The sequence below is a fragment of the Vulcanisaeta sp. JCM 16159 genome, from assembly GCF_001316265.1.
Lineage (GTDB): Archaea > Thermoproteota > Thermoprotei > Thermoproteales > Thermocladiaceae > Vulcanisaeta.
On record NZ_BBDN01000002.1, the window covers coordinates 179,085 to 199,800 of the forward strand.

Sequence of the window (20,716 nt, forward strand, 5' to 3'; positions counted from 1 at the left end):
TTGTTTGCGTGATGAGCCTTGTGGAGATTGATGGCTCTGTGCTTGAGGGTGGTGGGCAAATACTTAGGACCGCGCTGGCGCTATCGGCGATTACGGGTAGCCGGTTAGGATATACAACATTAGGGCCAAGAGGAGTAACCCAGGGCTTCAGCAGCAGCACTTGACCGGTGTTCTGGCCGCGGCCAGGATATCCAATGCCCAGGTGACGGGTGCCGTGAAGGCTCCACAGAGCTTGTGTTTAGGCCGGGGAGGATTGGCTGTGGTGAGTTTAGGTTTGACATTGGCACGGCTGGCGCAGTTACGCTTGTTATTCAAACCATACTGCCAATACTTGTGTTTGCTCCGTGTAGGAGTACGGTTACGATAACCGGCGGAACCGACGTGCCTGGTCACCACCAATTGACTACGTGAAGTTCGTCATGCTTCCAATGCTCGGCTTATTCGGTGTCAAGGCTGAGGTGAGGTTGGTCAGGCGAGGCCATTATCCGAGGGGTGGTGGTGAGGTTGTGCTTACGGTGGAGCCGAGTAGGCTAAGGCCTGTTGAGGTTATTGAGTTTGGTGATTTGAGGGAGGTCAGGGGGATCTCGCACGCGGTTAGGTTGCCGGCCCACGTGGCTCATAGGCAGGCCAACTCGGCTAGGGAGTACTTGGTTAAGGCTGGGATTAAGGTCCCAGTTGACATTGCTGTGGAGGCCTACGAGCAGGGTAGGGACCCGCACCTAGGCCCTGGCAGTGGCATTGTCCTGTGGGCCGTGTCGAGCAAGGGCTTGGTGAAGGGCGCGGATGCGCTTGGTGAGAGGGGTAAGCCTGCGGAGGTGGTTGGTGAGGAGGCGGCCAGGAATTTACTCGAGAACTTGGGGAGTGGTATGGCGCTTGATGAGCACATGGGTGACATGGTGATACCCTACATGGCTCTCGCTGGCGGTGGTGTGGTAGGGATCTCGAGAATAACCCTGCATGCGTTAACGAATATATACATAGTCGAGAAAGTGCTCGGTATGAGGTTCGAGGTTAGCGGTAGGGAGGGCGGGCCTGGCATTATTAGGGTTGCTCATGCTTAATTACTTTGGTTATTTTTAATAGGCGCATCGTTGATTTACCTGGTTAATGGGTCTAGGTACTGGATATAGGGGTGGCGTTTCGCTATCAGTTCTAATTGGTTTGGGTACTTTCCTAGATGGCTATGATCTACTCAATATTAGCGTTGTATTACCCTTCCTAGCTCGTTTAATGCACCTGGGCCCGGAGATGCAGGGGTTGCTTGGTACGTTCACGTACATAGGCGGTGTATTCGGTGCCCTGGTCTTTGGCGTATTCAGTGACCTTAGGGGCAGGAGGGTTGCGCTACTGAGTGACATTATCTTCTTCCTAATTAGCTCCCTCATTTCCGCATTTGTCGCATCCCCAGGGCAGCTTTTGGTGCTTAGGTTCCTGGTTGGTTTTGGCATTGGCGCCGATATAGTGTCTGGGCCAGCCCTACTGTCTGAGGAGTCACCAGCGTCGAGGAGGGGCTTCCTACTGGGGCTTTCATTAATAATGATGCCGCTTGGCGGTTTAATCAGTGCCTTGCTGGCCTACCTACTTTTTTGCCGTGGGTTTACCACCAAGTGTCCTCTGGAGGATCATCCTTGGCGCTGGTGCCGTGCCCGCGGCCATAGTAATACTACTCAGGAGTAGGTTGCCGGAGTCATCAAGGTGGTTACTCAGGGGTGCCCCAGGGCGTAGAAGAATATCATTCAAGGAGGTGTGGAAGGGTTACTGGAGGATGTTCATTTACTCATCGGCTGCCTGGGTTGGTGCAGGTACGACGTCAATATTCACAATATTCACGCCAATGCTCGTGGCTCTCAGGGGCGGCGGCTACGGCAATATGCTAAATACGGTACTGGCTCTTTGGGTCTTTGCTACGTTGGGCGCCATGCTTGGTTCACTAATGCTTGATAGGGTTGGTAGGAGGGTCCTACTAATGGCTTCTCTGGTTGGTTTAGGACTTGCATTTTGGTGCGTCGCAGTTACGTATAGGGCTCCAGAGCTTGAGTACTCGCTGTCTTTGGCTATGTTCCTGACATTCCTAGTGGTTAGTGGTGCGTACACAGTTCAGACAGAGGTCTTTCCGGTGGAGGTTAAGTCCTTCGCCGATGGCGTAGCCTTCTCCCTAAATAGGATTGCGAATTTCGTGTTTGGGGCATTAACACCAATCTACCTCCACTTAGGCTCAATAATGCAATACCTCGGCTGGATTGGGGCCTTCGTATTGCTAATGGCAGTGACCGCGCTACTCATAGGCATAGAGACTGCCAGGAGGGATCTTGAGGAAATAGAAAGGACAACCAAAAGATAATTAACGAATAATACCACTTCGGGTTAATCCTTAATTCCTTAGGCATATCATGAGCTAGGTAATGATATTTATCGAGACCCTGGTCTACGTAGTTAAGGACAACAAGGTCCTACTGATAAGGAAGAAGCGCGGGCTCGGCGCTGGTTATTACAATGGCATTGGCGGTAAGGTGGAGGAGGGCGAGGACGTGGTCTCGGCCGCGGTTAGAGAGTGTAGGGAGGAGGTCGGTATCACACCGAAGAACCTGGAGTGGATGGGGTTGCTCGAGTTTTGGAATTACGAGGATGGTAGGGTGGAGTCTGTGCACTTTGTACATGTTTTCCTTGCCAGGGACTTTGATGGGGTGCCTAGGGAGTCTGATGAGGCTGAACCCATTTGGTTTGGCGTTAATGAGGTTCCTTATGATAACATGTGGAGTGATGACGTGATGTGGTTACCAAAGGTCCTGAGCTGTAAAAAGGTCTATGCCAGGTTCGACTTCGACCGCTGGAGACTCATTGGTGGGCAGGTCTTCGAGCTTGCCAGGAGTGCGTGATCAGTCACGCCCTCGCTCCTCACTGCTCGGTCGTGTCACTAATCATCACTAAACACTTAATAGGGACCGGGCTTAATAACCCCTTGGTGCTGACTCCTTCCAGGACGGATCGGGTGACGAGAAAACCGACCACTGAGCACAAAATATCCAGGTTGATCATGATTTTAAGGAGGAATTGAAGAATAAAAACCAAGGCTTTATGCATTTAGAACAAATAATACTAGTCGATTACGGTCTCTTCAACGAGTGCGTATTCGCCAGGTGGTACCAATTCTACAATTATTCACACGCCTCTCGAAGCATATTATATTAGCGTATGATGGTAACTTAAATGTTATACTGATGTCTTCGATTACTTCGTAAATATTTGCAATCCTTATAAATCGTTGTACACGGTCAACTATTGGTAATGCGCATAAACTTTGCCGTATTTGCATAGTATATTCACTAGCATGGAGGAAGAATTATCTATTGATGCTTCAGTTGTCTTCAAATTGTCCCTTGCCTTCCCATTAGAGTTTCTTGTACTTTTTCATGAAATAATCATAGGCTTTTTCCTGCTGATTAAGGCCCATATTCCATGAGTCAATGACTTCCATGTATTTCCTAATTCTATCTAAATTTCTCTTCTTAAGATAGCATGAGAATAACGAGTTGCTAGACTTTAATAAGTCTAATTATTACATCAAACTAAAGTACACAGTATGGAGAAACTTTTGCATAACTTACAAAGCTTGGTTCAAGGTTGGCTTTACGACTTGAGTAATTTCCTAATGAGTCTGTTAGCTTCCATCTTGCTTATGTACTTGTAAGGCTCGATGCCGAGTCCTCTTAATAATGCCAACTGCTTCTCGGTGGCGAAGTACCGGCTGAAGGCCTCAACGAGCTCGGGGTGCTTATCGAGGTACTCAATATACGCCCTCTTACTCAATTCATCAGCCCTCGCATTCCTCTCCCTAGGGACCCACTCGAGCTCGGCACTGAAGTTTTTTTAGTAGTTCAAGGGCCCTATCGTGCAGGGGCCTTAGGTGTTCAGCACGTACACTATACACACCCATTAACTGCCTAATCACGAGTTGGGAGTCACCACGTACAGTAATTCTCGAACCACCGAAACCATTGCCCAGCAACCACTCCAGCGCCCTTATTAGGCCCGTGTACTCGGCAACATTGTTCGTGCAGTTTGGGCTTGGTTCGCAGGCAATGCCGTAATCCTCATGAACTACGTTGCCTTCGTTACCGTAGATCACAAAGCCATAGGTCCCAACGCCACCTGGATTCCTGGGCTCGCAAGCTCCATCAAAGTAGGCTACTGGCACATCCCTAGGCCATAGTGGGTTCCTTAATAAGTAAAATGCGGTGATTCTGCCTTATCACGTATTTGCTTTTTATCATTATTTGTTGTTTATGGTTATTGACTTACGGCTGGGCTTTAACCGGAGATATTATTATGATAAGTGGGAGGATTTATTTACGTTAGCGGCCCCGGTGGGATTCGAACCCACGACCTACGGCTCACTCCCTCGCGATAGGAGCCGCCGCTCTATCCTGCTGAGCTACGGGGCCGTTGTTTTTGTTTTGCCCATGGTTTTTAAGTTTTTGCCCGTGGTTTTGTGGTTTATTTATGACTCCTGTGTTTCACCTGTGGTGGTAGTGCCCTTATTGTTATTGTATGTGTCCTCAGCGCATAGCTTTTCATTACGGCGACTCCGTCCTGCGCATAGGTTATTTCACCGGCGTATTCCTTCAATCCCACCCTCTCCAGTACTGATTCCTCGCTTCTCAGGGCTATCTTCGTGTTTGTTAACTGAAGTATTAGTGGGTTTAGATCGTCTGGTGTGTGGGTTGCGAAGATTACACCAATCCTCCTGATCCTGCCAAGCCTCGTTAGTCTATTTATCATGGCCTCCACCGTGTCTCTATTCACATCCTCAGTGTCCCCCTGCGGGAAGTAGTTGTGGGCCTCGTCTATAAGTATGAACGTTGGCCTGGGCTCTAGGCCTTTCTTTAGCTCTAGGTCCCTAATGGTAAACACTCCATCTAGTACCCTGTACACTATTACCGAGGCCGCGAATGGGTTTTCCCTGAATAGCCTTAGGTCAAGGCCTACGAAGCCTCTGAGTATTTCTTGGTAATTGGGTTCGTCAAATACAGCCCTGAATTTAAGGCCCTGTGGCCACTTAACGTCCATTATGCCCACGCCGCCTATCATATTCAATCCCCTGATTATGTTCTCCCTCTGTTGCCACGCCATCCTCATGCATGTCGCGGCCAACTCAATACAGTCCGTGTTACTCATTAAAGCATCAAAGTCTGGTTGCTGGGTATTACGTTCATTGCCGGTTATGTCGGTCCGCCCAACCCTCTGCCCATCAACCACGCCCGCGCACCTTTCCTCATTACCCCTCCTACTCAGTCTATCGCCGCAGTTTAGGTTCTTTCTATTTACCAGTCCATAGCCAGGCTTATGACCTTGCCAAATATCATGCTAACCCTATAACTAAATATTGGAATAACCTCGGCAATTCCCTATAGACGTTAATGAAGGACAGGGCCCAGGCACTAGATTTAGCCTGAATGAGGTATTATCGACACTGATTGCCGCATTGATACTCCTTACGCGCACATTATTGCCATCAACCTCGAAACAAGGCTTCACGTCACTGACCCTGGCATCGCCATAACTCCTCTCAACGAATTCTCTAAGTAATGCGTATGCCACTGCCTCGCCGAATAGGTTTGGGTTGTTAACGTCCATTAACGTGGCTTCATCATCACCAGTTCTTACCCTCACATACTCATCAGCGAAGCTCCTTATTCTACCATTGTACTCCTCTAGGTATGCCCTGGTTATTGGCACTACGATTGTTACCTCACTGAGTGGGTTAAATAACCGCGGTTTTACATCCCTATCAGGTGGCAACACAAGGTGTAGATAATCACCCTGTAGGTCCAAGGCTATCACCGTGGATTCCCTTACCTGGTTAATCAACGCCAGGGCTAGGTTCTTGAGCAACGTTGTTTTTCCGCTCCCTGTTGTTCCAACTATTAGTACGTGCTCGTACAGGGTATGTACCGGTACCTTAACATCAACATCCATAGCCCTCCCACCTGAGTATAACTGACCGACTATGATTCCATCACTTGGCAATGCCAGTAACCTGGCTATGGTATCGCCACTTGGCCTAAACGCGACGCTTAATGGGTCTATGGGTGAGTGCACAGGCGATGGGTCGCAATTATTTGCTTCGTAATCCTTAATTGGGCATTCCGTCAGTGGTTCTATGAGAACTACGGCTGGGGTTTCAAGGCCCGTGTAATCCATTGGCACGTTGAATATGGGCGTCCTACCACTGACACCCGCCGCGTGGCTTCTCCTAATCTCCGTGATCCTGCCAAGCACTACGTACCCCGTTAATGTGACAATACCTATGAAGTCCCCAACCCTGATTGGTGATTTAACGTAATTCTCATGGGGTATCTCAATGAGTATCTCGTAATCCTCCGAACCAACCCTTATAGTTTCTGATATGGTTACATGACCAATCACCTCACCGAACCTAGCCGCTGTATTACCTACCTCGTCAGGGCTTAGCACTCTCCTCACCCAAGGCCTTACTTAACTCCTGCAGTGTGTCATATGTTGGTTTAAGGCCTCTAACTAGGCTAAGCTGGTAGAACCTTAGGTATAAAGTTCTCGTTACAGCCCTCGCGTAGTAGTCAGCAACATCTATTACGTAAGGCATACCCGCACTATCAATATTACTAATCAACCAAAGGACAAGCTTACCAATCAGTTCAGGGTGATCCCTATATATGGACTCTATAGTCTCAATCCTAAAGACACCTGGCCCAAGACCGGTGTATACGTACCAGAACACCCTATCCTCACTAAAGTAATCACTTAACCTACCACTAACGGCACTGATCCTTAATGGACCTAGGACTAATGCTTCACCAATGCCTATCTCCATGGCCTGCCCCAATCTGTACATGAACGCAGCATCATTACAATTATTAATGTCAATGCCGAAACCCTTTACGTAATCATTTACAAACTCCACCACGGAGTTTCTACACAGCTTTCCGGAGCCCTCCACCCTTTTAACAACGCCAACTGTCGGTATTCCAGCATTACTAAGTCTACTTATTATGTTAATTCTCATATCGGCCAGCTTCTTCCTCTCCTTCATTGCCAGGTATATGGTCCATCAATAATGAGGAGATTATTGCCAAGGAGCTTATTACTCACTAATGAGTCTATGAACATGGTCTCGAGGCCCATCCTAACCTCATCAACCACAACCCCATCATACTCGATGAAGTAATCACCCTCAAGGCTCCTAACCCTAATATAATCACTAAGTACTTTGTTCTCCTCAACAGCCCTAAGCACATTCATTGGTGCCTTCAATCCCGCAAATCCCCAGTTAACATGAATTGGTTTACCAAATGTGGTTTCTGGGTACGTAATTACAGGGTTCCCGGCGCCGTATGCCGCAGCGCCGGTTATGAAAAGCTTGAAATTATGTGTACCAAAGCCCCTACTCGATCCGTCAATAACCAGGAAGTCACGACCAATATCAATCCTCAAACTGCTAAGTCTCACCTGGGCGAGCTTCGCATTTCTTAATGGGGTCACCGTGAGTTCATTGTCGGGCTGGGGATGTTCCATACTTATGAGGAGGTAGTACGCCCCTGGAGTTAGCAGCTATGTCCAGGAATTTAGCAAGTACATTACTAATATCGATCATTATGATTAACTATTCCATAATAAGCATTGAGTAATCCCTTATTATAAAGAAGGTGTGCTTATTAATCGATTTAACCACAATGCGCCTAATGAGACTTAAGTTGGTACGTGCAGACGAGGCCCACGGATACTACCTACTCCTGGAGAAGCCGAATAACCCGTTGAAACTGTCGACAATAATAATCAGGCAGGCCCAGGGAATACTACGAGGTTAGGGATGCCGTTATTAACTATGAACCTGGCACTGGCTGGGTATTGATACTGCCATAATTAGGGATGAAATTGAATTGCTATACTTAGAATAAATGCTTATCATGGATGTTCCGACAACCTAAATAATATATTGAAAATAATTACCACATATACTTATTAACAATAATGTGTCGGTCAGTAATATGCAGTCCATTGAGGAGTTGAGGAGGGTTGGCAGGGAGTTAAGGGCAGAGTTGGGGTTGCGTACATACCCGGTGGGCATTAAGTTCTGCATGATGACTGTGACTTAACCGGCTTTAGGAGACCTAGGGATTTCGGGGTGCACATGACTGTTTGCCAGGTCATAAATACGGCTAGGCATGGGAGGGCTATGGCGTTTACCCTGGAGGACATGTTCTGCATTGCCGGTGCGTACCTATTTGGGTTGGTGCCGGAGTACCCCGATTTCCTTCAGGCACCGATTAGTAGGCATACAATAAGTGATGAGGCTAAGAAACGCATTAACTCGAGGTATTTTGAGAATGCCTTGCCGGAGGGTAGTGTCAAGGCGGTCTTGGTGGCGCCGCTGGAGGGTATTAATTTCGTGCCGGATGTTGTCGACGTATACGGCACGCCCACGCAGGTAAATTCAATAGCCAAGGCCCTCATATGGCATGGAATATTCCCAGAGATTGATGTACTTGGTTTGATATCGTGTTCCATGGTCACCAAGGCCTATAAAACGAAGAAACCCCAGATAAAGATACCAGGTTCGGGTGAGATTGCGTGGGGTAGGACTGGGGAGGATGAAATAAGCATTGTAATACCACTGGAGCACATTGATAAGGTGCTAAGCGGATTAGAGGGCGTTAAGAGTATATACGTACCCACCACCGAGGTTCTGGTTCTACGAACCAATAGCGCCCAGGGGATATACATTGACCTACAGGGATTACGAGGAGTGGAGAAGGAGGAGGGGTCAGCAGCCCTAGGATTGCTGTCGGTATTGAGTATTAAATCGTGTAGAGAATTATTAATGATACTAAGGGACCGAGTGCCAGGCTTAAAATACCGAGTATTGGACTTATGCCTATTGCCAAGCCCACCATGAGTGGGGCTATCATGGAGCCCACTTGGGACACAGCATTTGCATAGCCTATTGATGTACCAGCGTTTTCATTACCGACAATCTTTATTATCAATACATCCGTCGGTGGCCTGTATAGGAATGAGCTCACACCGAAGGCTAGGAATATTGGGAAGAGCAGTAGGGTGTTCTTGATAAGTATTGTAGTTAGTATGTCGCAGATTATGAAGGCGATCAATGACGCCTCAATGACCCTCCTCTCACCCATTGACCTAGCAATACCGATGCCAGGAATATGGAGATTAACTGGCCCAGGGAGTAAGTGAAGAAGAGCAACTCAGGTAATACTCCCCTAATGCATCATAGAGTACCAGGAACGGCAGGAGCCAGCTTGATGTACCCCACGTGCCCCATAACTCCCCAGCCCTTAGTACCACGGCCTTGGCGACCCTAAGGTTCATCAAAACACTCCTAGGCCTAGCATCCTTACTGCCGCCCATGTTGATTGTAACGGCGAGTAGTGATGACGTAAGTAATGCCATGAATATTGCCAGGTAAAATACCCTCCAGTGGGTTATTATTAATGGCGATGCGGCGCTCAATGCAATGAGGACAATGGGGGCCGCGCTCTCCAGCAGCGCTACTCTTCCGTGAACTCTCTCCCGCTCTGAATAACTGACTATCTTCATTGCTGACGGAAACAGACCCGCAGTTAATATGCCGGCCGCTAGGTAGAGTATGAGGATTTGAACGTAACTACTCACCATAAGCAGCATTAGTATCACAACGCTAGAGAGCGTTCCCGATATAAGTATTGTCTTACTTGGTCCAACCCTATCAATAAGTACTCCCCAGGGTATTGAGGAAGCCACATAACCAATGTAAAACAGGGTTAGGACGAGCCCAATCTGCACGGAGTTAAGCCCCAGGAACTCGGCCACAGCCACACTAACAACTCCCCAACCAAGCCTCACAGCCAACTGCAGGAAAGACACGCTCCAAGCAATAACGAAGCTCCTATCCACTTAATCACTCGTGAATAAACCAATTTATTAAGATAGCTTCAGTTCATTGGCCTCATTGTTGACTATCCGCGCCAATGCATTACTGGCACCATTCATGAAGTGCCTCCTTATCCAGGGCTTGAAGACCAGGAAGAGTGGCGTTATCCTAACCTTCCATTGACTAACCACGGTATTCCCATCTATGTAGTTCTTCACATAACCCTTATCGGACCCCTAACATAGTTTATAACTACGAACCTCCCATCATCATTCACCTCAATCTTGGCAACACCCCTATTATTCGGTCCCTGGAATGCGAACTTAATGTTAACGAAGTACGTATTGCCATCCCTCCTCAGTACCTCCACCTCCCTATGGCCCCTCCAATACCTTGGCATGTTCCTAACATCGCTCAATACCTGCCATACCTTCTCCAGATCGCCTGGGTTTACTTTCCTTCTCACTGTGAATTCTATATTTAGTATTGACATGCAATTAACAGGGTTATCGCACTCAATAAAAGGGTCTTCGGTTAATTTATTTTAAGGGAACTACTTAGTTTCAATTCTAAATAAACCAAATACCACCCACTATGAACAGCAGCATGGAGATGGCATTCCCTATAAATAATGAGAAACCAAATGAAATGATTATAAATTACTGCTTTGCCTCGGCCTCCTTCGGTCTCCTCCTCTCACGCTTCTCCTCAATCCTCTTCCTGAGTAGGTTCACGTGGAATAAAAGCTCATTAATGCCAAGCTTATTACCAACGTCCTCACCATACTTAAGAAGCTCCTCAGCCTCGTCTAAGTCCCTAGACCTACCCCTCGCAATTAACTCCTGGGCCGTATAAATCACGCACTCCACCAGTCTCTCCCTAAACTCCAGAGCCTTCTCCTTATTGCCCTCCCTCTCCGCCTTCTCAATCAGTTTCTCCCACCTTGAGCAGGTTATTGACATTATTACCACCAAGCCGTAGTGCATTATTGCGGGTTAATTTAAAAATTATGCCTTACCCTCAGCCTTGGCTTCCTGCTGAGCAGTCTTCCTAGCCTGCCTAGCCCTCTCCTCATTAATTAGTCTCCTGACCTTCCTAATAATGGCTATGTAATTATCAAAGAGCTTCGTCTCCTTAGCCTCCTTCGTGGTCTCCTTGAATAGTTTAACGCCCTCATCGAGCTTTCCACTCCTTATTAATTCCTCCGCAGTCCTCAACTTAATCACTAATTCCTTAGCCCTCTTGGTTAATTCCTCAGTCGACATCGAGACAGCGAACCCAAACCCCTTAATAAGATTTATTAGTTAGTAATGGCATTGAGTAATCGTATGATCCAATGATTAAGGTCTGGAGCACTGAGCGTTGATGAGTGGTGAGCCCGAATTAATACTCATTAATGGTCTTATTCTTCGACTTATACTCCCTAATTAATTGATCAGCCACGTCGGGCGGTACCCTAATCGTATATAGGTAGTGCTTGAGCCTAGCCTTCAACTTCACATAATCAGGATACCTCTTAACCCTTATCTCCTCCGCAGCGTCTGCGTACCTCCGCCATAACTCCACAAGGAATACTTCCCTAGGCACGTCATTGCAGGTGCAGGGGATTTTTTTAAGGATTTCTATAGAAGAAAAATAATTAATCCCTATTCGCTTGATTTAACGTGGTTATTAAGACCGACGTATTAATAATCGGCGGTGGACCGGCCGGCTCCTACCTAGCCCGTTACCTAGTAAGGAATGGGTTCAACGGCGATGTGATGCTCATTGACAAGAAGTCAGTGATATACGCACCAATAATATGCGGCGAGTTATTACCCAGTGAGGACCTCCTCAAGCCCTGGATTAATAGGGATTTATACAATGTCCTACTCACGACACTCCGGGAAACCCTGCGCAGGGAATTTATTGTTAATGAGATCAGGTGGTTAAGGCTTGTGATTAACAACCGTGACATCGCTAGAATGCCCTTTAGGACCTACGTAATTGATAAGGCGGCGATGATTAGAAATATTATTGAGGATGTAATTAACGGGGGCGCCAAGGTTCATTTTGGCGCTACGGCAATTAAGTGCGCAGTTAAGGGTGATGGGTATGAGTGCCTCGTTCATGATAAGGATGGCGGTGAGTACGTGATTAATGCCAGGGCATTAATTGGCGCTGATGCCTACCCATCAATTGTTGACCTAAGCTTAGGCATAACTAAGGGTTTCAGGGCTGAGGACTTAATAATAGCGACGAGCACGAGGGCTAGGGGGAAGTACTTGGATGATGAGGCGGTGATCGTGATGGACCGGGGGTAGCACCGGGAGCTTTGCCTGGGTATTCCCGAGGGGTGACGGTACGCACAACATTGGTGTTGGGGTTAGGAACAACATAGCGTGGAAGGGCGGTAGCCCAATTAATTACCATATGCTCTTTGTTGGTAGGTATGGTCTTGAGAGCATCCAAAGGTCCGTGCTCATGAAGACCCTGCCAGTTGGTGGTTTATTGAATAGGTATGGCATTGGCAATGCCTACCTAATCGGTGATGCCGTTGGCGCTGTAATACCAACGAATGGCGCCGGTATAAACCCTGCCATGATAACCGCTCACTTACTTGGTGAGTCGATGATTCGCGGCTATGATTACGCATTGCTTATGAACAGGCTGTTTAGGCCGTTGATGGATAGGATGGTCATGTTTAGGAGGATTGGTGATCCACTACTGATGAGTAGGGATGCCATGGAACTGGCACTAAGGGTCTCGAGGGGGTACATGGCTGGTTCCATCTATGAGGCCACACTATCCTCAATGAGGACCAGCACATTTCTCAAGTTCCTAATTGGTAACTTACTCATTAAGTTAATCTCAAGCCTAGCTTAACGTGCATGTAGTATTTATTAAGGCATAAGTTTAGGGGATTATGAAGTAAATGGCCGTATTGAACCCGAGCAAGTACATGGAATTACTGCCAACCGAGGTTAGGTCAGCCATTAATAAGGTCATTCAGGTACTCGAGGAGTCCTTCACTGGCCTATGGATGCCCAATAACCTACTAAACGCCACATATCACTACATAAGGAATAGGGGGAAGCTCATTAGGCCAACCCTAGTCCTACTAATGGCTTACGCCCTAGGCAATGGCAGTGGCTTAGAAAAGGCGGTACTACCAGCCGCGTCCGTTGAGTTGATACACACAGCTTCATTGCTTCAGGACGACATAATGGATAGGCAGAGGATTAGGAGGGGTGTGGAGACTCCGTACAGCATCTACGGCCCGCACACCGCGATGCTCGCCAGCGATCTGATAATTGCTAAGGCCGTGGAGTATGCAATAAGGAGCGGCGATAATGACATCGTTTTCGAACTACTAAACTCATCCATTAAGTTGGCAATTGGTCAAAGCTTTGAGTCGGAGTTAAGTGGTAAGGTTGATGTCACGATTGATGATTACCTAAGGCTTATTTATTATAAGACGGCCTCGCTCATTGAGTCCTCGATGGTTGTTGGTGCTTACTCGGTTAATGTTAAGGATAGTGAGGTAATAAGTAGGATTAGGGACATTGGTAGGTTCGTTGGCACAGCCTTTCAGGTTAGGGATGACGTAATTGATTACCTAAATATGGATAGTAAGAACCCAGGTGTTGACCTTAATGAGATAAATATTGTGAGGATAATAAGTAGAGACAATGAAGATATTAAGGGCGCTGTTGATAAAGCCAGGGATTTACTAAATGAGATGTTGGATAACGCCATTAAGGCAATTAGGGAGGTTGTTAATGATGAGATCCTTATCAATTACATAAACCTGCTGAGGATTTAAGAATTGATTAGTTAAGAAAGGGCTGTAATAAGCCATATAATATGTCGCAAAATAAGTCATCCCTAAATTTAAATCGCAGATTACAATCAATTGATGAGCGAGGTCTTCATAATCGATGATGTACCGGTGAGGTACGAGGACCTATTCAGGGCGCCAGAAAAGGATGGCGCGGTGGTCTCGGTCAGGGTCCACAAATCAGTTAAGGAATTACTAACGAAATTAGCCGAGAAAGAGGGACTTGATGGCGTTTCAGAATTGCTTAGGTATCTCGTGGCTGGTTACATAATGGGTAAGTACAAATTAATCAAGCCAGAGCCCAAAGTAATTACACAGCCCATATTCCTAAACGTAAACATAAACAAAAAGGCGATTGAGGAACACACGGACATGGCCAGATAGGCCTAAAGATGGAGATTGACGAATTAATTAAGGAGTCCATGGACGTAATAAGCAAGGTAAAGAAGGGTGTAATAAACCCAAGGGGCAACGAGTACATAAGGAGACTAAGGAATAAGGCCGTTAAGTACATGGTGAAGGCCTCAAGTACGGGATGGAGGAGGAATATGAGAAGTTAAAGACAATCCAGGTAACACTAACAACACTACTCGAGGAAGAGTAATAAGAAAACTTTAAATCGCAGTTAATGGCCTATTGACCGCCGGGGTGGCCGAGCCAGGTCCAAGGCGCGGGCCTGGAGATTCCGCAGGGAACCCTAAAGTCCGTCCCCGCAAGGGGGCCCGGGTTCAAATCCCGGCCCCGGCACCAGGTAAATAATTATCAATTTCATTATCCGTTCTTATGAGAGAAGTGAATAAAAATCTCCGTGCGTTAAGGGTGGGTAATGGGTTTGGGTAGGCTTTTGCTTGTGGTTATACCTGTGGTCATTATTGCCGTAGTTATGGTACTAAGCCTTAATTTAATCCTTCATAGACCATTTAAATTAAGGAATAGTGTTGGTTCTCCCATTAGTGAATCAGCATTAGTAATTGTTGATGTTCCCGTATACGTCGTTGGTCCTCAATCGCTTATTCAGAAATTGATCAGTGTTGGTGTGAATCAATCACTGATTAGGCCGGTAACCATTAGTGAGTTGCCGAGCTTACCAGGCAATAGTCTCGTGGTTATTGATTGGTCTGTTGTGGGCCCAAATCTCGTGGTCAATAGGAATGGTGTTGTCTTTGTTAATGCTAATTCAACGGCCTTCAACTTGATTGAGGGGTTGATTAGGCGTGGTGACTTCATGATCATCCACGGCAACTCAAGCACAGTGCCAATCATTGAGTACGCCCTAGCCCTAGCCTGGTCCAGGGCCTTTAACACCAACATAACCGCAATACCAATACCCAAGTACCTAGGAGACCTAAACTACGTAATAGCATTCGGTAACAACCACGCACTAGTGATTGGGCCGCACATATTAACCGCAGCCCTACAAATAGCAAACAACGTATGGACGCCAATAATAATGAAAGAACCACCGGCGGATCCTGCTGATCCATGTTATGTACTAGCGTTTGAGTATAGTATTCCGTCTAATACGCCTACGCAGATTAGTACCACGGCTTACGCAATAGTGTATGGGAAGCAGATTTACACGGACTCGTTCGGCACGGCATATGCCGACTTCTGCCTCACCTGGTCCACAAAAATCGATATGGACCTTAATGGCGCAGCGTTAGCTGGGCCAGGCTATACAACTTCATATCGTATGTACCCGGCTCCGGGACCTCGATTAATTACCTAAAGTCCTTCCAGGACTCTGTGGCCTCCTACATGGTCTATGAGTATGAGTCTGGCGAGATTGGCTTATCGCAACTACCTGGTGATGTGGTGTACATAGCGGGTACCGGCAATGGTTATAACCCGGGGTACTGGACGGACAGTGGAGGTCAGGACCCTGGGTCGCAGACGTGTACCACCAGTTATAGCATTGGATTAACCGTAGGTTATTCATCAAGTGGTCCCTCATCCTTGACTATTGCATGCCCCGGAGATACAATAACACTAAACCCGGCAGGTATTGCAACCACAGTCACGCAGTTAGGTGCTGCGATTAACAACACCTGGATAATGAAACCAATGCAAACAGCAAACACCCAACAAAACACGCTGGCCACAGATAGCTGGGGCGCGGCATACATGGCCCTGCCTATAACCCACAACCCACAGCCTACACAATACCCGCTGGTGTCTTGGCTAAGTTAGGCGCTGGTCGTTGTGGTTTTCTTGATTTATTTACAAGGCATGTGTATGTCTCCTATTATCTTGATTGGCTTGTTTGGGTTAATATGACCAGTTTCTTTGGTAGGCCTGGGCGATTACCTATTTACATTTACTATGGTAATGGTTTAGGCCCTGGAAATCTTACCAGTGATGGGTTTTACATAGAGACTTGGTGCGGGTAATACTTGCATTATCAATGGTTAATTACAGTGTGTTATCTTAATTGCGCTATTTCAGTATCTCGGCGACCTCTGAGAAGTCCCTCTTTCCCTTGCCTTCGTTTCTTGCGATCTCGAGTAATTTCCCGATTATAGACATTACCGGTAATGACTTACCCCCACTCATTGAGTGCTTAATTGTTTCATCAATCACGTACTTAGCCAGGTCTATTGAGAAGGACTCTGGGTAGTTACCGCTCAGTATCCAGGGTAACCTAGTCCTTAGCTGCGCTGAGTCGGCCCCGCTCATGCTGAGTGCCTTAACCAGGGTATTTGTGTCTAGACCGAGCTCCTTCATTAATGGCGATAGTTCGGCCAGTATCATGGTGTTGGCTATGATTATTGACGTACTGATTAACTTGAGTAGTGTTGCCTGCTCGTGGGTGCCTATGTAGATTGGCGTGCCTAACTGGCGCAGGAATTCCTCGGATTGCTATATAACTGCTCGTCACCGCCTACGAACAACACGAGGGATCCACTCTCGGCCTGCTTCGGCCCACCCTCGAGCCTGGCAGTTACGTACTTAAACCCCTTATTGCGGACTATGGAGAGTACCTGCGTAAGCTCCGTAATGCTCATCGTGGTTGTGTCTATCACTACGGCGTTAGTGCTCAACTCACTCAATACCTGGGCTGACTCCCTGCCCGTGGGTAATGCAAGCACTACATAATCAGTATCACCGCACTGCCTTACACTATCTACCGTCTTTACACCAACATTATTTAATGCCGCGTATATGGATTTATTAACGTCATACCCGTAGACCACGTGACCCTTATTAACAAGGTTTACGGCCATGCCCCTACCCATCCTACCCAAACCAATTATGCATACCCTCATTGCCCAGTTAGTGACTTAGGCCCTAATATGCATATCGTCAATTCCTTGACCTGCCCATAATGGAATCCACGACCCTCCTAACCCTGTCAATGACGTCGTTGGATGTCGTAACATCCATCGGGTACTCCCTACCGCCGTACTCCTCAGGAAGCTTCCTGGTCGCATCAATGCCGACCTTACTGCCCAGGTTTGGGATTGGCGTTGATGGATCAAGCTCCTCCACTGGGTAATTATCAATCACGAGAATGTCCCTCGACGGATTAACATGGGCAGCGATTGCATACATTACCTGGCCCCAATTCCTCACGTCCACGTCGTGATCCACCACGATCACCATCTTACCCAGGACGGGTACCAAGCCCCACAACGCCGTCATGATCCTCCTGGCATGCCAGGGTACCTCTTCCTAATTGACGTGATGATTACGTAGCCTAGGCCCTCAGGCGGTATTTCAATATCCACTAACTCGGGAAGTATTAGCTTTAGGAGGGGCTTCACAACCTTCGTTCCAAACCTAATTATGTTCCCATCCTCGAGCACGGGCTTTCCGGTCACCGTCACTGGTATCAGTGGGTCCCTCCTTGAGTAAATGGCCTTAACCCTAACCACTGGGTATTCCTTGGCTATTGAGTAAACACCCACGTGATCACCAAACGGCCCCTCCTAACGTATTCACTAGTCAACTCACCCTCAATGACCAACTCAGCATTCGCCGGATACTCGACATCCACAGTCGAGCCCCTCACCAACTCAACACCCTCACCCCTAAGCACCCCGGTGATTAGGAGCTTATCAAGTGGGTGTGGTATTGAAACGCCCGCCATAAGCATTGTCACTGGGTCAGGGCCAAAAACGACAGCCACCTCAGCCCTCTCGCTGAGTTCTCCATACATGGCACTCCTGCGCCAGGGCTGCCAATGCATCACAACCCTATCCCTACCAATCACCTGCAACCTATAGTAGCCAAAGTTCCTGTAATCACCGTACTTAACGAATGTTATCCCAAAGGTGAGGAATCTGCCAGGCTCGTGAACCCACTGCCTAATGGCTGGTATCCTCGTCAAATCAATGGAGTCCCACCTCAATTCCCTAACCGGTCCATTACCAACACTCCTTGGGAAGTACTGGGAAAACCTCCTCAACTCATTTAGGGATTTCAATGCGTCGAACAGTCCCTGGGGAATCCTCAGATTTACTAGGTCCGTTAATTTGGAAGCCATGGTCTCCGGGTCGCTACCCTCCATGGCAAGCATAACCCTATCCCACTTACCGAAGAGGTTGCCGACAATTGGCAGTGTGTTTTCCCTGGTCCTTTCAATTATTACGGCAGGCCCACCCCTATACATTAACTCCCTCAGTAATGCGGCAACCTCAAGGTCAACACTAAGTGGTTCACTTATCCTGATAAGGTCCCTCCTCTCCTCCAAGGCCCTAATGAAGGTTCTGAGATCCTTAATGGCCACTAAAGAACAATGCGTATTAGGCAAATAACGGTTTCCTCCATGGAAATCCTTAAAACGCACTCGTGGTTATCATGACATAATGAGCATTAAAAACTGGTTGATTTCATTCAGTCCAACAACATTAACGAGCGCCTTCTCATCCGTGACTCTAGGCACCGCATTAGCCTGGTACTTAAATAATAAGTTCAATCTAGTAATCTACGTAATAACACTGGCAGCCCTATTACTGGCTCAGGCAGGGGTTAACCTGGTGCATGACTACTACGATTACCTGAGCGGCGTAGACATACTATATAGGGCCAGCGGCTTTTCCCATAGGCCGCACCCAATAATAGACCTTAAGTTAAGCCTAGGGATGTGATTACCGTGGGTTACGCATTCCTGGCAATAGCTTCATGGCAGGGATTTACCTATTCGTCCTGGTGGGCTGGCCCGTGTTAATACTAGCCATGGCAGGCTTAATAATTGGCGTTGGCTACAGCATACCACCATTGAAATTCCACTATAGGGGCTACGGCGAGTTACTTGCGGCCCTCGCCATGGGGCCCCTCGTTACCTGGGGCTCATACATCGTCCAAACAGGCATTTACACAAATCCAGCGCCATTGATCGTCGGCATACCAAACGGATTATTCACGCTACTAATACTCATTGGTTCAGGTGCCTTGGAGATCGACGCATGCAGGGCAGTGGGTAAGATAACCCTGGTATTACTGGTGGGCATTAGGAATACGAGATACGTGGTCTACGTATCAATAGCCTCATGTACCTAGCAATAGTAGTCTCAACCCTCCTGCACTACCTACCATACACCTCATTAGTATCGCTATTACTCATTCCACGCACACTGAAGCTGGCGGGCCCGTTGCTCAGCGGTGATGAGCGTGTAGTCAGGAGTAGGTGGAGGGAGCTTAGGAACTTATGGGCTGGCCCCTTCAGTGTCAGGTTGATTCTCCTAATTATCTTCATCGCCTCAATGATAATTGCTCGAATATACCACCCCCTCTCAATATAGTGTTATGGTTATGGAATAACTTAAATAGTCTGTACGTACCTGATCAACGTATGAGCATTCAAGGAAGCCTTGAGTCCATTAGGCGTAAAGCATTATTAGTGCCTACCTTGGCTGGGTCATGGATGGCTACGACGCGCTCCTGGTCACGCCAATAATGCCATTACTCGGTGAATTATTCTTCCCTGGGCCCTACTCCCTACTTGGTGGCCTATCGACACTTGTGGCTACACTTATTGGTAGGCCCCTTGGCTCCGTGATCATGGGCTACGTTGGCGACAGGTTTGGTAGGAGGATTGGGCTGATAACGACGGTCCTTGGTTATAGCCTATCAGCTCTCGGTATTGCGTTATTACCGACATACATGGTCATCGGCGCACTCGCACCAATAACCCTACTCACGCTAAGGTTTATCCAAGGAATATTCCTGGGTGGAGAATGGGGTCCAGGGACGTCGATGATCATGGAATGGAGTAAATGGAGGAGGGAGGTAACCTCAGCGTTTGTGCAGAGTGGTTACCCAATAGGCGTTGTCATAGCACGATGGTCAACGTGCTATTCATAACGTACATGGGACCAACATCCTTCAATGCCTACGGCTGGAGGATCTACATGGGCACTGGAGCCGTGGTAGCCTTCTAGCCTTCATTGTTAGGAGTAGGCTTGTAGAATCGCCATTGTGGTCAAGACCCAGGGCGAACCCATTAACACTGTTATTTAGGTATAAAGGTGCCCTGCTTGGGTATGGCATATTATTCACGGGTGGATTACTAACAATTTACTACTCCACATACCTAATATATTCAGACTTCCTAAAGGTCATTGGTATGGCAAATATGATACCCAACGTCATGCTTGTCTCGACGATAGCCGCTGTTATAGCAGTTCTCCTCGCTGGTCCATTAGCCCTGGCGATTAACTATAGGTGGTTCATAATAGGCACATTAATTGCATCACTGGTTTATGCACCAATCGCCTTAATACTATACCCAAGCTTCACAAACCTGGTGATGCTAGCATTTATCGAGAACTTTGCCATGGGGCTTGTACCATACGTATTAATTGATAAGTTTGATGTTCAGTACAGGGCGAGTGGGTTGGGCGTTTCCTATAATTGGGCTTACTGATTGGTGGTTGGGCGCCGATGATTGTTGGTATGATAAGCCCATGAGCTCGGCATGGTAATAGTGATGGCATTCGGCGTGGCGTTGGCAGTCACGGGCTTAATAATGCTAACGATAACTA

34 protein-coding genes, 2 tRNA genes and 2 pseudogenes are annotated in these 20,716 nt (G+C 47.5%); 20 read left to right on the forward strand and 18 right to left on the reverse strand.

The annotated features are described in order from the left end of the window. Window positions 1-11 precede the first annotated feature (11 nt). From rtcA to JCM16159_RS02480, 4 genes and pseudogenes are all read left to right on the forward strand, one after another. Window positions 12-1,061 (forward strand): annotated as a pseudogene (gene rtcA / locus JCM16159_RS02470) (RNA 3'-terminal phosphate cyclase). Window positions 1,062-1,107: 46 nt separating this feature from the next. Next, window positions 1,108-1,677, forward strand: coding sequence for an MFS transporter (locus JCM16159_RS13790; RefSeq protein WP_243665643.1), 570 nt, complete (start codon window positions 1,108-1,110; stop codon window positions 1,675-1,677). Then, window positions 1,643-2,341: an MFS transporter gene (locus tag JCM16159_RS13795; protein ID WP_243665644.1), complete on the forward strand. Its 699-nt coding sequence runs from the start codon at window positions 1,643-1,645 to the stop codon at window positions 2,339-2,341. The genes JCM16159_RS13790 and JCM16159_RS13795 overlap by 35 nt, the downstream gene beginning before the upstream one ends. Before the next feature lie 61 nt (window positions 2,342-2,402). Then, complete coding sequence (locus JCM16159_RS02480; protein ID WP_054856847.1) at window positions 2,403-2,876, forward strand: 8-oxo-dGTP diphosphatase; 474 nt, start codon at window positions 2,403-2,405, stop codon at window positions 2,874-2,876. Window positions 2,877-3,627: 751 nt separating this feature from the next. Here JCM16159_RS02480 and JCM16159_RS13800 read toward each other — a convergent pair. From JCM16159_RS13800 to JCM16159_RS02515, 7 genes are all read right to left on the reverse strand, one after another. Further along, a complete protein-coding gene (locus tag JCM16159_RS13800; RefSeq protein WP_243665645.1) occupies window positions 3,628-3,807 on the reverse strand; it encodes a hypothetical protein in 180 nt (59 codons plus the stop codon). Between the two features lie 25 nt (window positions 3,808-3,832). After that, window positions 3,833-4,195, reverse strand: a complete 363-nt coding sequence (rnhA, locus tag JCM16159_RS13805; protein WP_243665646.1) for a ribonuclease HI — start codon at window positions 4,193-4,195, stop codon at window positions 3,833-3,835. Between the two features lie 161 nt (window positions 4,196-4,356). Next, a tRNA-OTHER gene (locus tag JCM16159_RS02495) sits at window positions 4,357-4,442 on the reverse strand. A 52-nt stretch (window positions 4,443-4,494) separates the two neighbouring features. Continuing rightward, the gene (locus tag JCM16159_RS02500; RefSeq protein WP_054856849.1) at window positions 4,495-5,256 is read right to left on the reverse strand and encodes an ATP-binding protein; all 762 of its coding nucleotides are present in this window, start codon (window positions 5,254-5,256) and stop codon (window positions 4,495-4,497) included. Window positions 5,257-5,376: 120 nt separating this feature from the next. Beyond that, window positions 5,377-6,483 carry a DUF87 domain-containing protein gene (locus JCM16159_RS02505; protein ID WP_243665647.1) on the reverse strand — a complete coding sequence of 369 codons (1,107 nt, stop codon included), beginning with the start codon at window positions 6,481-6,483 and terminating at the stop codon, window positions 5,377-5,379. Next, window positions 6,461-7,069, reverse strand: a complete 609-nt coding sequence (locus JCM16159_RS02510; RefSeq protein ID WP_054856851.1) for a DNA double-strand break repair nuclease NurA — start codon at window positions 7,067-7,069, stop codon at window positions 6,461-6,463. The genes JCM16159_RS02505 and JCM16159_RS02510 overlap by 23 nt, the downstream gene beginning before the upstream one ends. Beyond that, window positions 7,066-7,551, reverse strand: coding sequence for a hypothetical protein (locus tag JCM16159_RS02515; protein WP_243665648.1), 486 nt, complete (start codon window positions 7,549-7,551; stop codon window positions 7,066-7,068). The genes JCM16159_RS02510 and JCM16159_RS02515 overlap by 4 nt, the downstream gene beginning before the upstream one ends. A gap of 167 nt (window positions 7,552-7,718) precedes the next feature. On the opposite strand from JCM16159_RS02515, the gene JCM16159_RS18325 reads away from it, so the two are divergent. Together JCM16159_RS18325 and JCM16159_RS02520 are read left to right on the forward strand one after the other, a co-directional pair. Continuing rightward, window positions 7,719-7,844, forward strand: a complete 126-nt coding sequence (locus JCM16159_RS18325; protein ID WP_367834217.1) for a hypothetical protein — start codon at window positions 7,719-7,721, stop codon at window positions 7,842-7,844. Window positions 7,845-8,167: 323 nt separating this feature from the next. Then, window positions 8,168-8,932 (forward strand): DUF169 domain-containing protein, encoded by a 765-nt coding sequence (locus tag JCM16159_RS02520; protein ID WP_054856853.1) that lies wholly within the window; start codon window positions 8,168-8,170, stop codon window positions 8,930-8,932. Here JCM16159_RS02520 and JCM16159_RS13810 read toward each other — a convergent pair. From JCM16159_RS13810 to JCM16159_RS02545, 7 genes are all read right to left on the reverse strand, one after another. Further along, window positions 8,835-9,176, reverse strand: a complete 342-nt coding sequence (locus JCM16159_RS13810) for a hypothetical protein (protein WP_243665649.1) — start codon at window positions 9,174-9,176, stop codon at window positions 8,835-8,837. The two genes, JCM16159_RS02520 and JCM16159_RS13810, sit on opposite strands and share 98 nt — an antisense overlap. A gap of 34 nt (window positions 9,177-9,210) precedes the next feature. After that, a complete protein-coding gene (locus JCM16159_RS02525) occupies window positions 9,211-9,933 on the reverse strand; it encodes an MFS transporter (RefSeq protein ID WP_243665650.1) in 723 nt (240 codons plus the stop codon). A 27-nt stretch (window positions 9,934-9,960) separates the two neighbouring features. Then, window positions 9,961-10,128 carry a hypothetical protein gene (locus tag JCM16159_RS13815; RefSeq protein ID WP_243665651.1) on the reverse strand — a complete coding sequence of 56 codons (168 nt, stop codon included), beginning with the start codon at window positions 10,126-10,128 and terminating at the stop codon, window positions 9,961-9,963. After that, on the reverse strand, window positions 10,125-10,403 hold the full coding sequence (locus JCM16159_RS13820; RefSeq protein ID WP_243665652.1) for an SRPBCC family protein: 279 nt from the start codon (window positions 10,401-10,403) through the stop codon (window positions 10,125-10,127). The genes JCM16159_RS13815 and JCM16159_RS13820 overlap by 4 nt, the downstream gene beginning before the upstream one ends. A gap of 166 nt (window positions 10,404-10,569) precedes the next feature. Beyond that, window positions 10,570-10,872 (reverse strand): hypothetical protein, encoded by a 303-nt coding sequence (locus tag JCM16159_RS02535; RefSeq protein ID WP_054856905.1) that lies wholly within the window; start codon window positions 10,870-10,872, stop codon window positions 10,570-10,572. A gap of 45 nt (window positions 10,873-10,917) precedes the next feature. Further along, a complete protein-coding gene (locus tag JCM16159_RS02540) occupies window positions 10,918-11,175 on the reverse strand; it encodes a hypothetical protein (protein ID WP_054856854.1) in 258 nt (85 codons plus the stop codon). A 118-nt stretch (window positions 11,176-11,293) separates the two neighbouring features. Continuing rightward, window positions 11,294-11,497, reverse strand: a complete 204-nt coding sequence (locus JCM16159_RS02545) for a 50S ribosomal protein L38e (RefSeq protein ID WP_054853258.1) — start codon at window positions 11,495-11,497, stop codon at window positions 11,294-11,296. 77 nt (window positions 11,498-11,574) lie between these two features. Between JCM16159_RS02545 and JCM16159_RS13825 the strand changes: the two genes are divergently transcribed. From JCM16159_RS13825 to JCM16159_RS13840, 9 genes are all read left to right on the forward strand, one after another. Continuing rightward, window positions 11,575-12,213, forward strand: coding sequence for an FAD-dependent monooxygenase (locus JCM16159_RS13825; RefSeq protein WP_243665653.1), 639 nt, complete (start codon window positions 11,575-11,577; stop codon window positions 12,211-12,213). A gap of 109 nt (window positions 12,214-12,322) precedes the next feature. Then, on the forward strand, window positions 12,323-12,775 hold the full coding sequence (locus JCM16159_RS13830; protein ID WP_243665654.1) for an NAD(P)/FAD-dependent oxidoreductase: 453 nt from the start codon (window positions 12,323-12,325) through the stop codon (window positions 12,773-12,775). A 49-nt stretch (window positions 12,776-12,824) separates the two neighbouring features. Next, window positions 12,825-13,715 carry a polyprenyl synthetase family protein gene (locus JCM16159_RS02555; RefSeq protein ID WP_054856855.1) on the forward strand — a complete coding sequence of 297 codons (891 nt, stop codon included), beginning with the start codon at window positions 12,825-12,827 and terminating at the stop codon, window positions 13,713-13,715. Between the two features lie 93 nt (window positions 13,716-13,808). Beyond that, window positions 13,809-14,114 carry a ribbon-helix-helix protein, CopG family gene (locus JCM16159_RS02560; protein ID WP_054856856.1) on the forward strand — a complete coding sequence of 102 codons (306 nt, stop codon included), beginning with the start codon at window positions 13,809-13,811 and terminating at the stop codon, window positions 14,112-14,114. Between the two features lie 8 nt (window positions 14,115-14,122). Continuing rightward, window positions 14,123-14,290 carry a hypothetical protein gene (locus JCM16159_RS13835; protein WP_243665655.1) on the forward strand — a complete coding sequence of 56 codons (168 nt, stop codon included), beginning with the start codon at window positions 14,123-14,125 and terminating at the stop codon, window positions 14,288-14,290. A gap of 82 nt (window positions 14,291-14,372) precedes the next feature. After that, a tRNA-Ser gene (locus JCM16159_RS02565) sits at window positions 14,373-14,480 on the forward strand. 76 nt (window positions 14,481-14,556) lie between these two features. Further along, window positions 14,557-15,459: a hypothetical protein gene (locus tag JCM16159_RS02570; protein ID WP_054856857.1), complete on the forward strand. Its 903-nt coding sequence runs from the start codon at window positions 14,557-14,559 to the stop codon at window positions 15,457-15,459. A gap of 17 nt (window positions 15,460-15,476) precedes the next feature. Next, a complete protein-coding gene (locus tag JCM16159_RS02575; protein WP_054856858.1) occupies window positions 15,477-15,920 on the forward strand; it encodes a hypothetical protein in 444 nt (147 codons plus the stop codon). After that, window positions 15,908-16,120 carry a hypothetical protein gene (locus JCM16159_RS13840; protein WP_243665656.1) on the forward strand — a complete coding sequence of 71 codons (213 nt, stop codon included), beginning with the start codon at window positions 15,908-15,910 and terminating at the stop codon, window positions 16,118-16,120. The genes JCM16159_RS02575 and JCM16159_RS13840 overlap by 13 nt, the downstream gene beginning before the upstream one ends. A gap of 46 nt (window positions 16,121-16,166) precedes the next feature. Here JCM16159_RS13840 and JCM16159_RS13845 read toward each other — a convergent pair whose 3' ends face one another. The 4 genes and pseudogenes from JCM16159_RS13845 to JCM16159_RS02585 all read right to left on the reverse strand — a co-directional run bounded on the left by JCM16159_RS13845 (window position 16,167) and on the right by JCM16159_RS02585 (window position 18,459). Beyond that, window positions 16,167-16,481, reverse strand: coding sequence for an NAD-binding protein (locus JCM16159_RS13845; protein WP_243665657.1), 315 nt, complete (start codon window positions 16,479-16,481; stop codon window positions 16,167-16,169). 80 nt (window positions 16,482-16,561) lie between these two features. After that, window positions 16,562-16,996, reverse strand: coding sequence for an NAD(P)-binding domain-containing protein (locus JCM16159_RS13850; protein ID WP_243665658.1), 435 nt, complete (start codon window positions 16,994-16,996; stop codon window positions 16,562-16,564). Between the two features lie 37 nt (window positions 16,997-17,033). Further along, window positions 17,034-17,638: pseudogene (locus JCM16159_RS18330) on the reverse strand (hypothetical protein). Beyond that, entirely contained in the window at window positions 17,620-18,459 is an 840-nt protein-coding gene (locus JCM16159_RS02585; RefSeq protein ID WP_367834218.1) for a UbiD family decarboxylase domain-containing protein, read from the reverse strand. Before JCM16159_RS02585 ends, JCM16159_RS18330 begins: the two are co-directional and overlap by 19 nt. Window positions 18,460-18,538: 79 nt before the next feature. On the opposite strand from JCM16159_RS02585, the gene JCM16159_RS13860 reads away from it, so the two are divergent. The 5 genes from JCM16159_RS13860 to JCM16159_RS13880 all read left to right on the forward strand — a co-directional run bounded on the left by JCM16159_RS13860 (window position 18,539) and on the right by JCM16159_RS13880 (window position 20,598). After that, entirely contained in the window at window positions 18,539-18,820 is a 282-nt protein-coding gene (locus JCM16159_RS13860; protein ID WP_243665660.1) for a hypothetical protein, read from the forward strand. Between the two features lie 34 nt (window positions 18,821-18,854). Beyond that, window positions 18,855-19,232: a prenyltransferase gene (locus JCM16159_RS13865; protein ID WP_243665661.1), complete on the forward strand. Its 378-nt coding sequence runs from the start codon at window positions 18,855-18,857 to the stop codon at window positions 19,230-19,232. Then, a complete protein-coding gene (locus JCM16159_RS13870) occupies window positions 19,223-19,474 on the forward strand; it encodes a hypothetical protein (protein WP_243665662.1) in 252 nt (83 codons plus the stop codon). The genes JCM16159_RS13865 and JCM16159_RS13870 overlap by 10 nt, the downstream gene beginning before the upstream one ends. 118 nt (window positions 19,475-19,592) lie before the next feature. Beyond that, window positions 19,593-20,036, forward strand: a complete 444-nt coding sequence (locus JCM16159_RS13875) for an MFS transporter (RefSeq protein ID WP_243665663.1) — start codon at window positions 19,593-19,595, stop codon at window positions 20,034-20,036. Between the two features lie 112 nt (window positions 20,037-20,148). Further along, window positions 20,149-20,598 (forward strand): hypothetical protein, encoded by a 450-nt coding sequence (locus JCM16159_RS13880; protein ID WP_243665664.1) that lies wholly within the window; start codon window positions 20,149-20,151, stop codon window positions 20,596-20,598. Window positions 20,599-20,716: the final 118 nt, after the last annotated feature.

Bases quoted from the DNA above. Each gene is read 5' to 3' on its own strand.
- JCM16159_RS13790 (WP_243665643.1), top strand. From the start codon at position 1,108: ATGGGTCTAGGTACTGGATATAGGGGTGGCGTTTCGCTATCAGTTCTA.
- JCM16159_RS02480 (WP_054856847.1), top strand. From the start codon at position 2,403: ATGATATTTATCGAGACCCTGGTCTACGTAGTTAAGGACAACAAGGTC.
- JCM16159_RS02510 (WP_054856851.1), bottom strand. From the start codon at position 7,069: ATGAAGGAGAGGAAGAAGCTGGCCGATATGAGAATTAACATAATAAGT.
- JCM16159_RS02515 (WP_243665648.1), bottom strand. From the start codon at position 7,551: ATGGAACATCCCCAGCCCGACAATGAACTCACGGTGACCCCATTAAGA.
- JCM16159_RS18325 (WP_367834217.1), top strand. From the start codon at position 7,719: ATGAGACTTAAGTTGGTACGTGCAGACGAGGCCCACGGATACTACCTA.
- JCM16159_RS02520 (WP_054856853.1), top strand. From the start codon at position 8,168: ATGACTGTTTGCCAGGTCATAAATACGGCTAGGCATGGGAGGGCTATG.
- JCM16159_RS13810 (WP_243665649.1), bottom strand. From the start codon at position 9,176: ATGGGTGAGAGGAGGGTCATTGAGGCGTCATTGATCGCCTTCATAATC.
- JCM16159_RS13820 (WP_243665652.1), bottom strand. From the start codon at position 10,403: ATGTCAATACTAAATATAGAATTCACAGTGAGAAGGAAAGTAAACCCA.
- JCM16159_RS02535 (WP_054856905.1), bottom strand. From the start codon at position 10,872: ATGTCAATAACCTGCTCAAGGTGGGAGAAACTGATTGAGAAGGCGGAG.
- JCM16159_RS02540 (WP_054856854.1), bottom strand. From the start codon at position 11,175: ATGTCGACTGAGGAATTAACCAAGAGGGCTAAGGAATTAGTGATTAAG.
- JCM16159_RS13830 (WP_243665654.1), top strand. From the start codon at position 12,323: ATGCTCTTTGTTGGTAGGTATGGTCTTGAGAGCATCCAAAGGTCCGTG.
- JCM16159_RS02555 (WP_054856855.1), top strand. From the start codon at position 12,825: ATGGCCGTATTGAACCCGAGCAAGTACATGGAATTACTGCCAACCGAG.
- JCM16159_RS02560 (WP_054856856.1), top strand. From the start codon at position 13,809: ATGAGCGAGGTCTTCATAATCGATGATGTACCGGTGAGGTACGAGGAC.
- JCM16159_RS13835 (WP_243665655.1), top strand. From the start codon at position 14,123: ATGGAGATTGACGAATTAATTAAGGAGTCCATGGACGTAATAAGCAAG.
- JCM16159_RS02570 (WP_054856857.1), top strand. From the start codon at position 14,557: ATGGGTTTGGGTAGGCTTTTGCTTGTGGTTATACCTGTGGTCATTATT.
- JCM16159_RS13845 (WP_243665657.1), bottom strand. From the start codon at position 16,481: ATGATACTGGCCGAACTATCGCCATTAATGAAGGAGCTCGGTCTAGAC.
- JCM16159_RS13850 (WP_243665658.1), bottom strand. From the start codon at position 16,996: ATGAGGGTATGCATAATTGGTTTGGGTAGGATGGGTAGGGGCATGGCC.
- JCM16159_RS13860 (WP_243665660.1), top strand. From the start codon at position 18,539: ATGAGCATTAAAAACTGGTTGATTTCATTCAGTCCAACAACATTAACG.
- JCM16159_RS13865 (WP_243665661.1), top strand. From the start codon at position 18,855: ATGGCAGGGATTTACCTATTCGTCCTGGTGGGCTGGCCCGTGTTAATA.
- JCM16159_RS13870 (WP_243665662.1), top strand. From the start codon at position 19,223: ATGTACCTAGCAATAGTAGTCTCAACCCTCCTGCACTACCTACCATAC.
- JCM16159_RS13875 (WP_243665663.1), top strand. From the start codon at position 19,593: ATGGATGGCTACGACGCGCTCCTGGTCACGCCAATAATGCCATTACTC.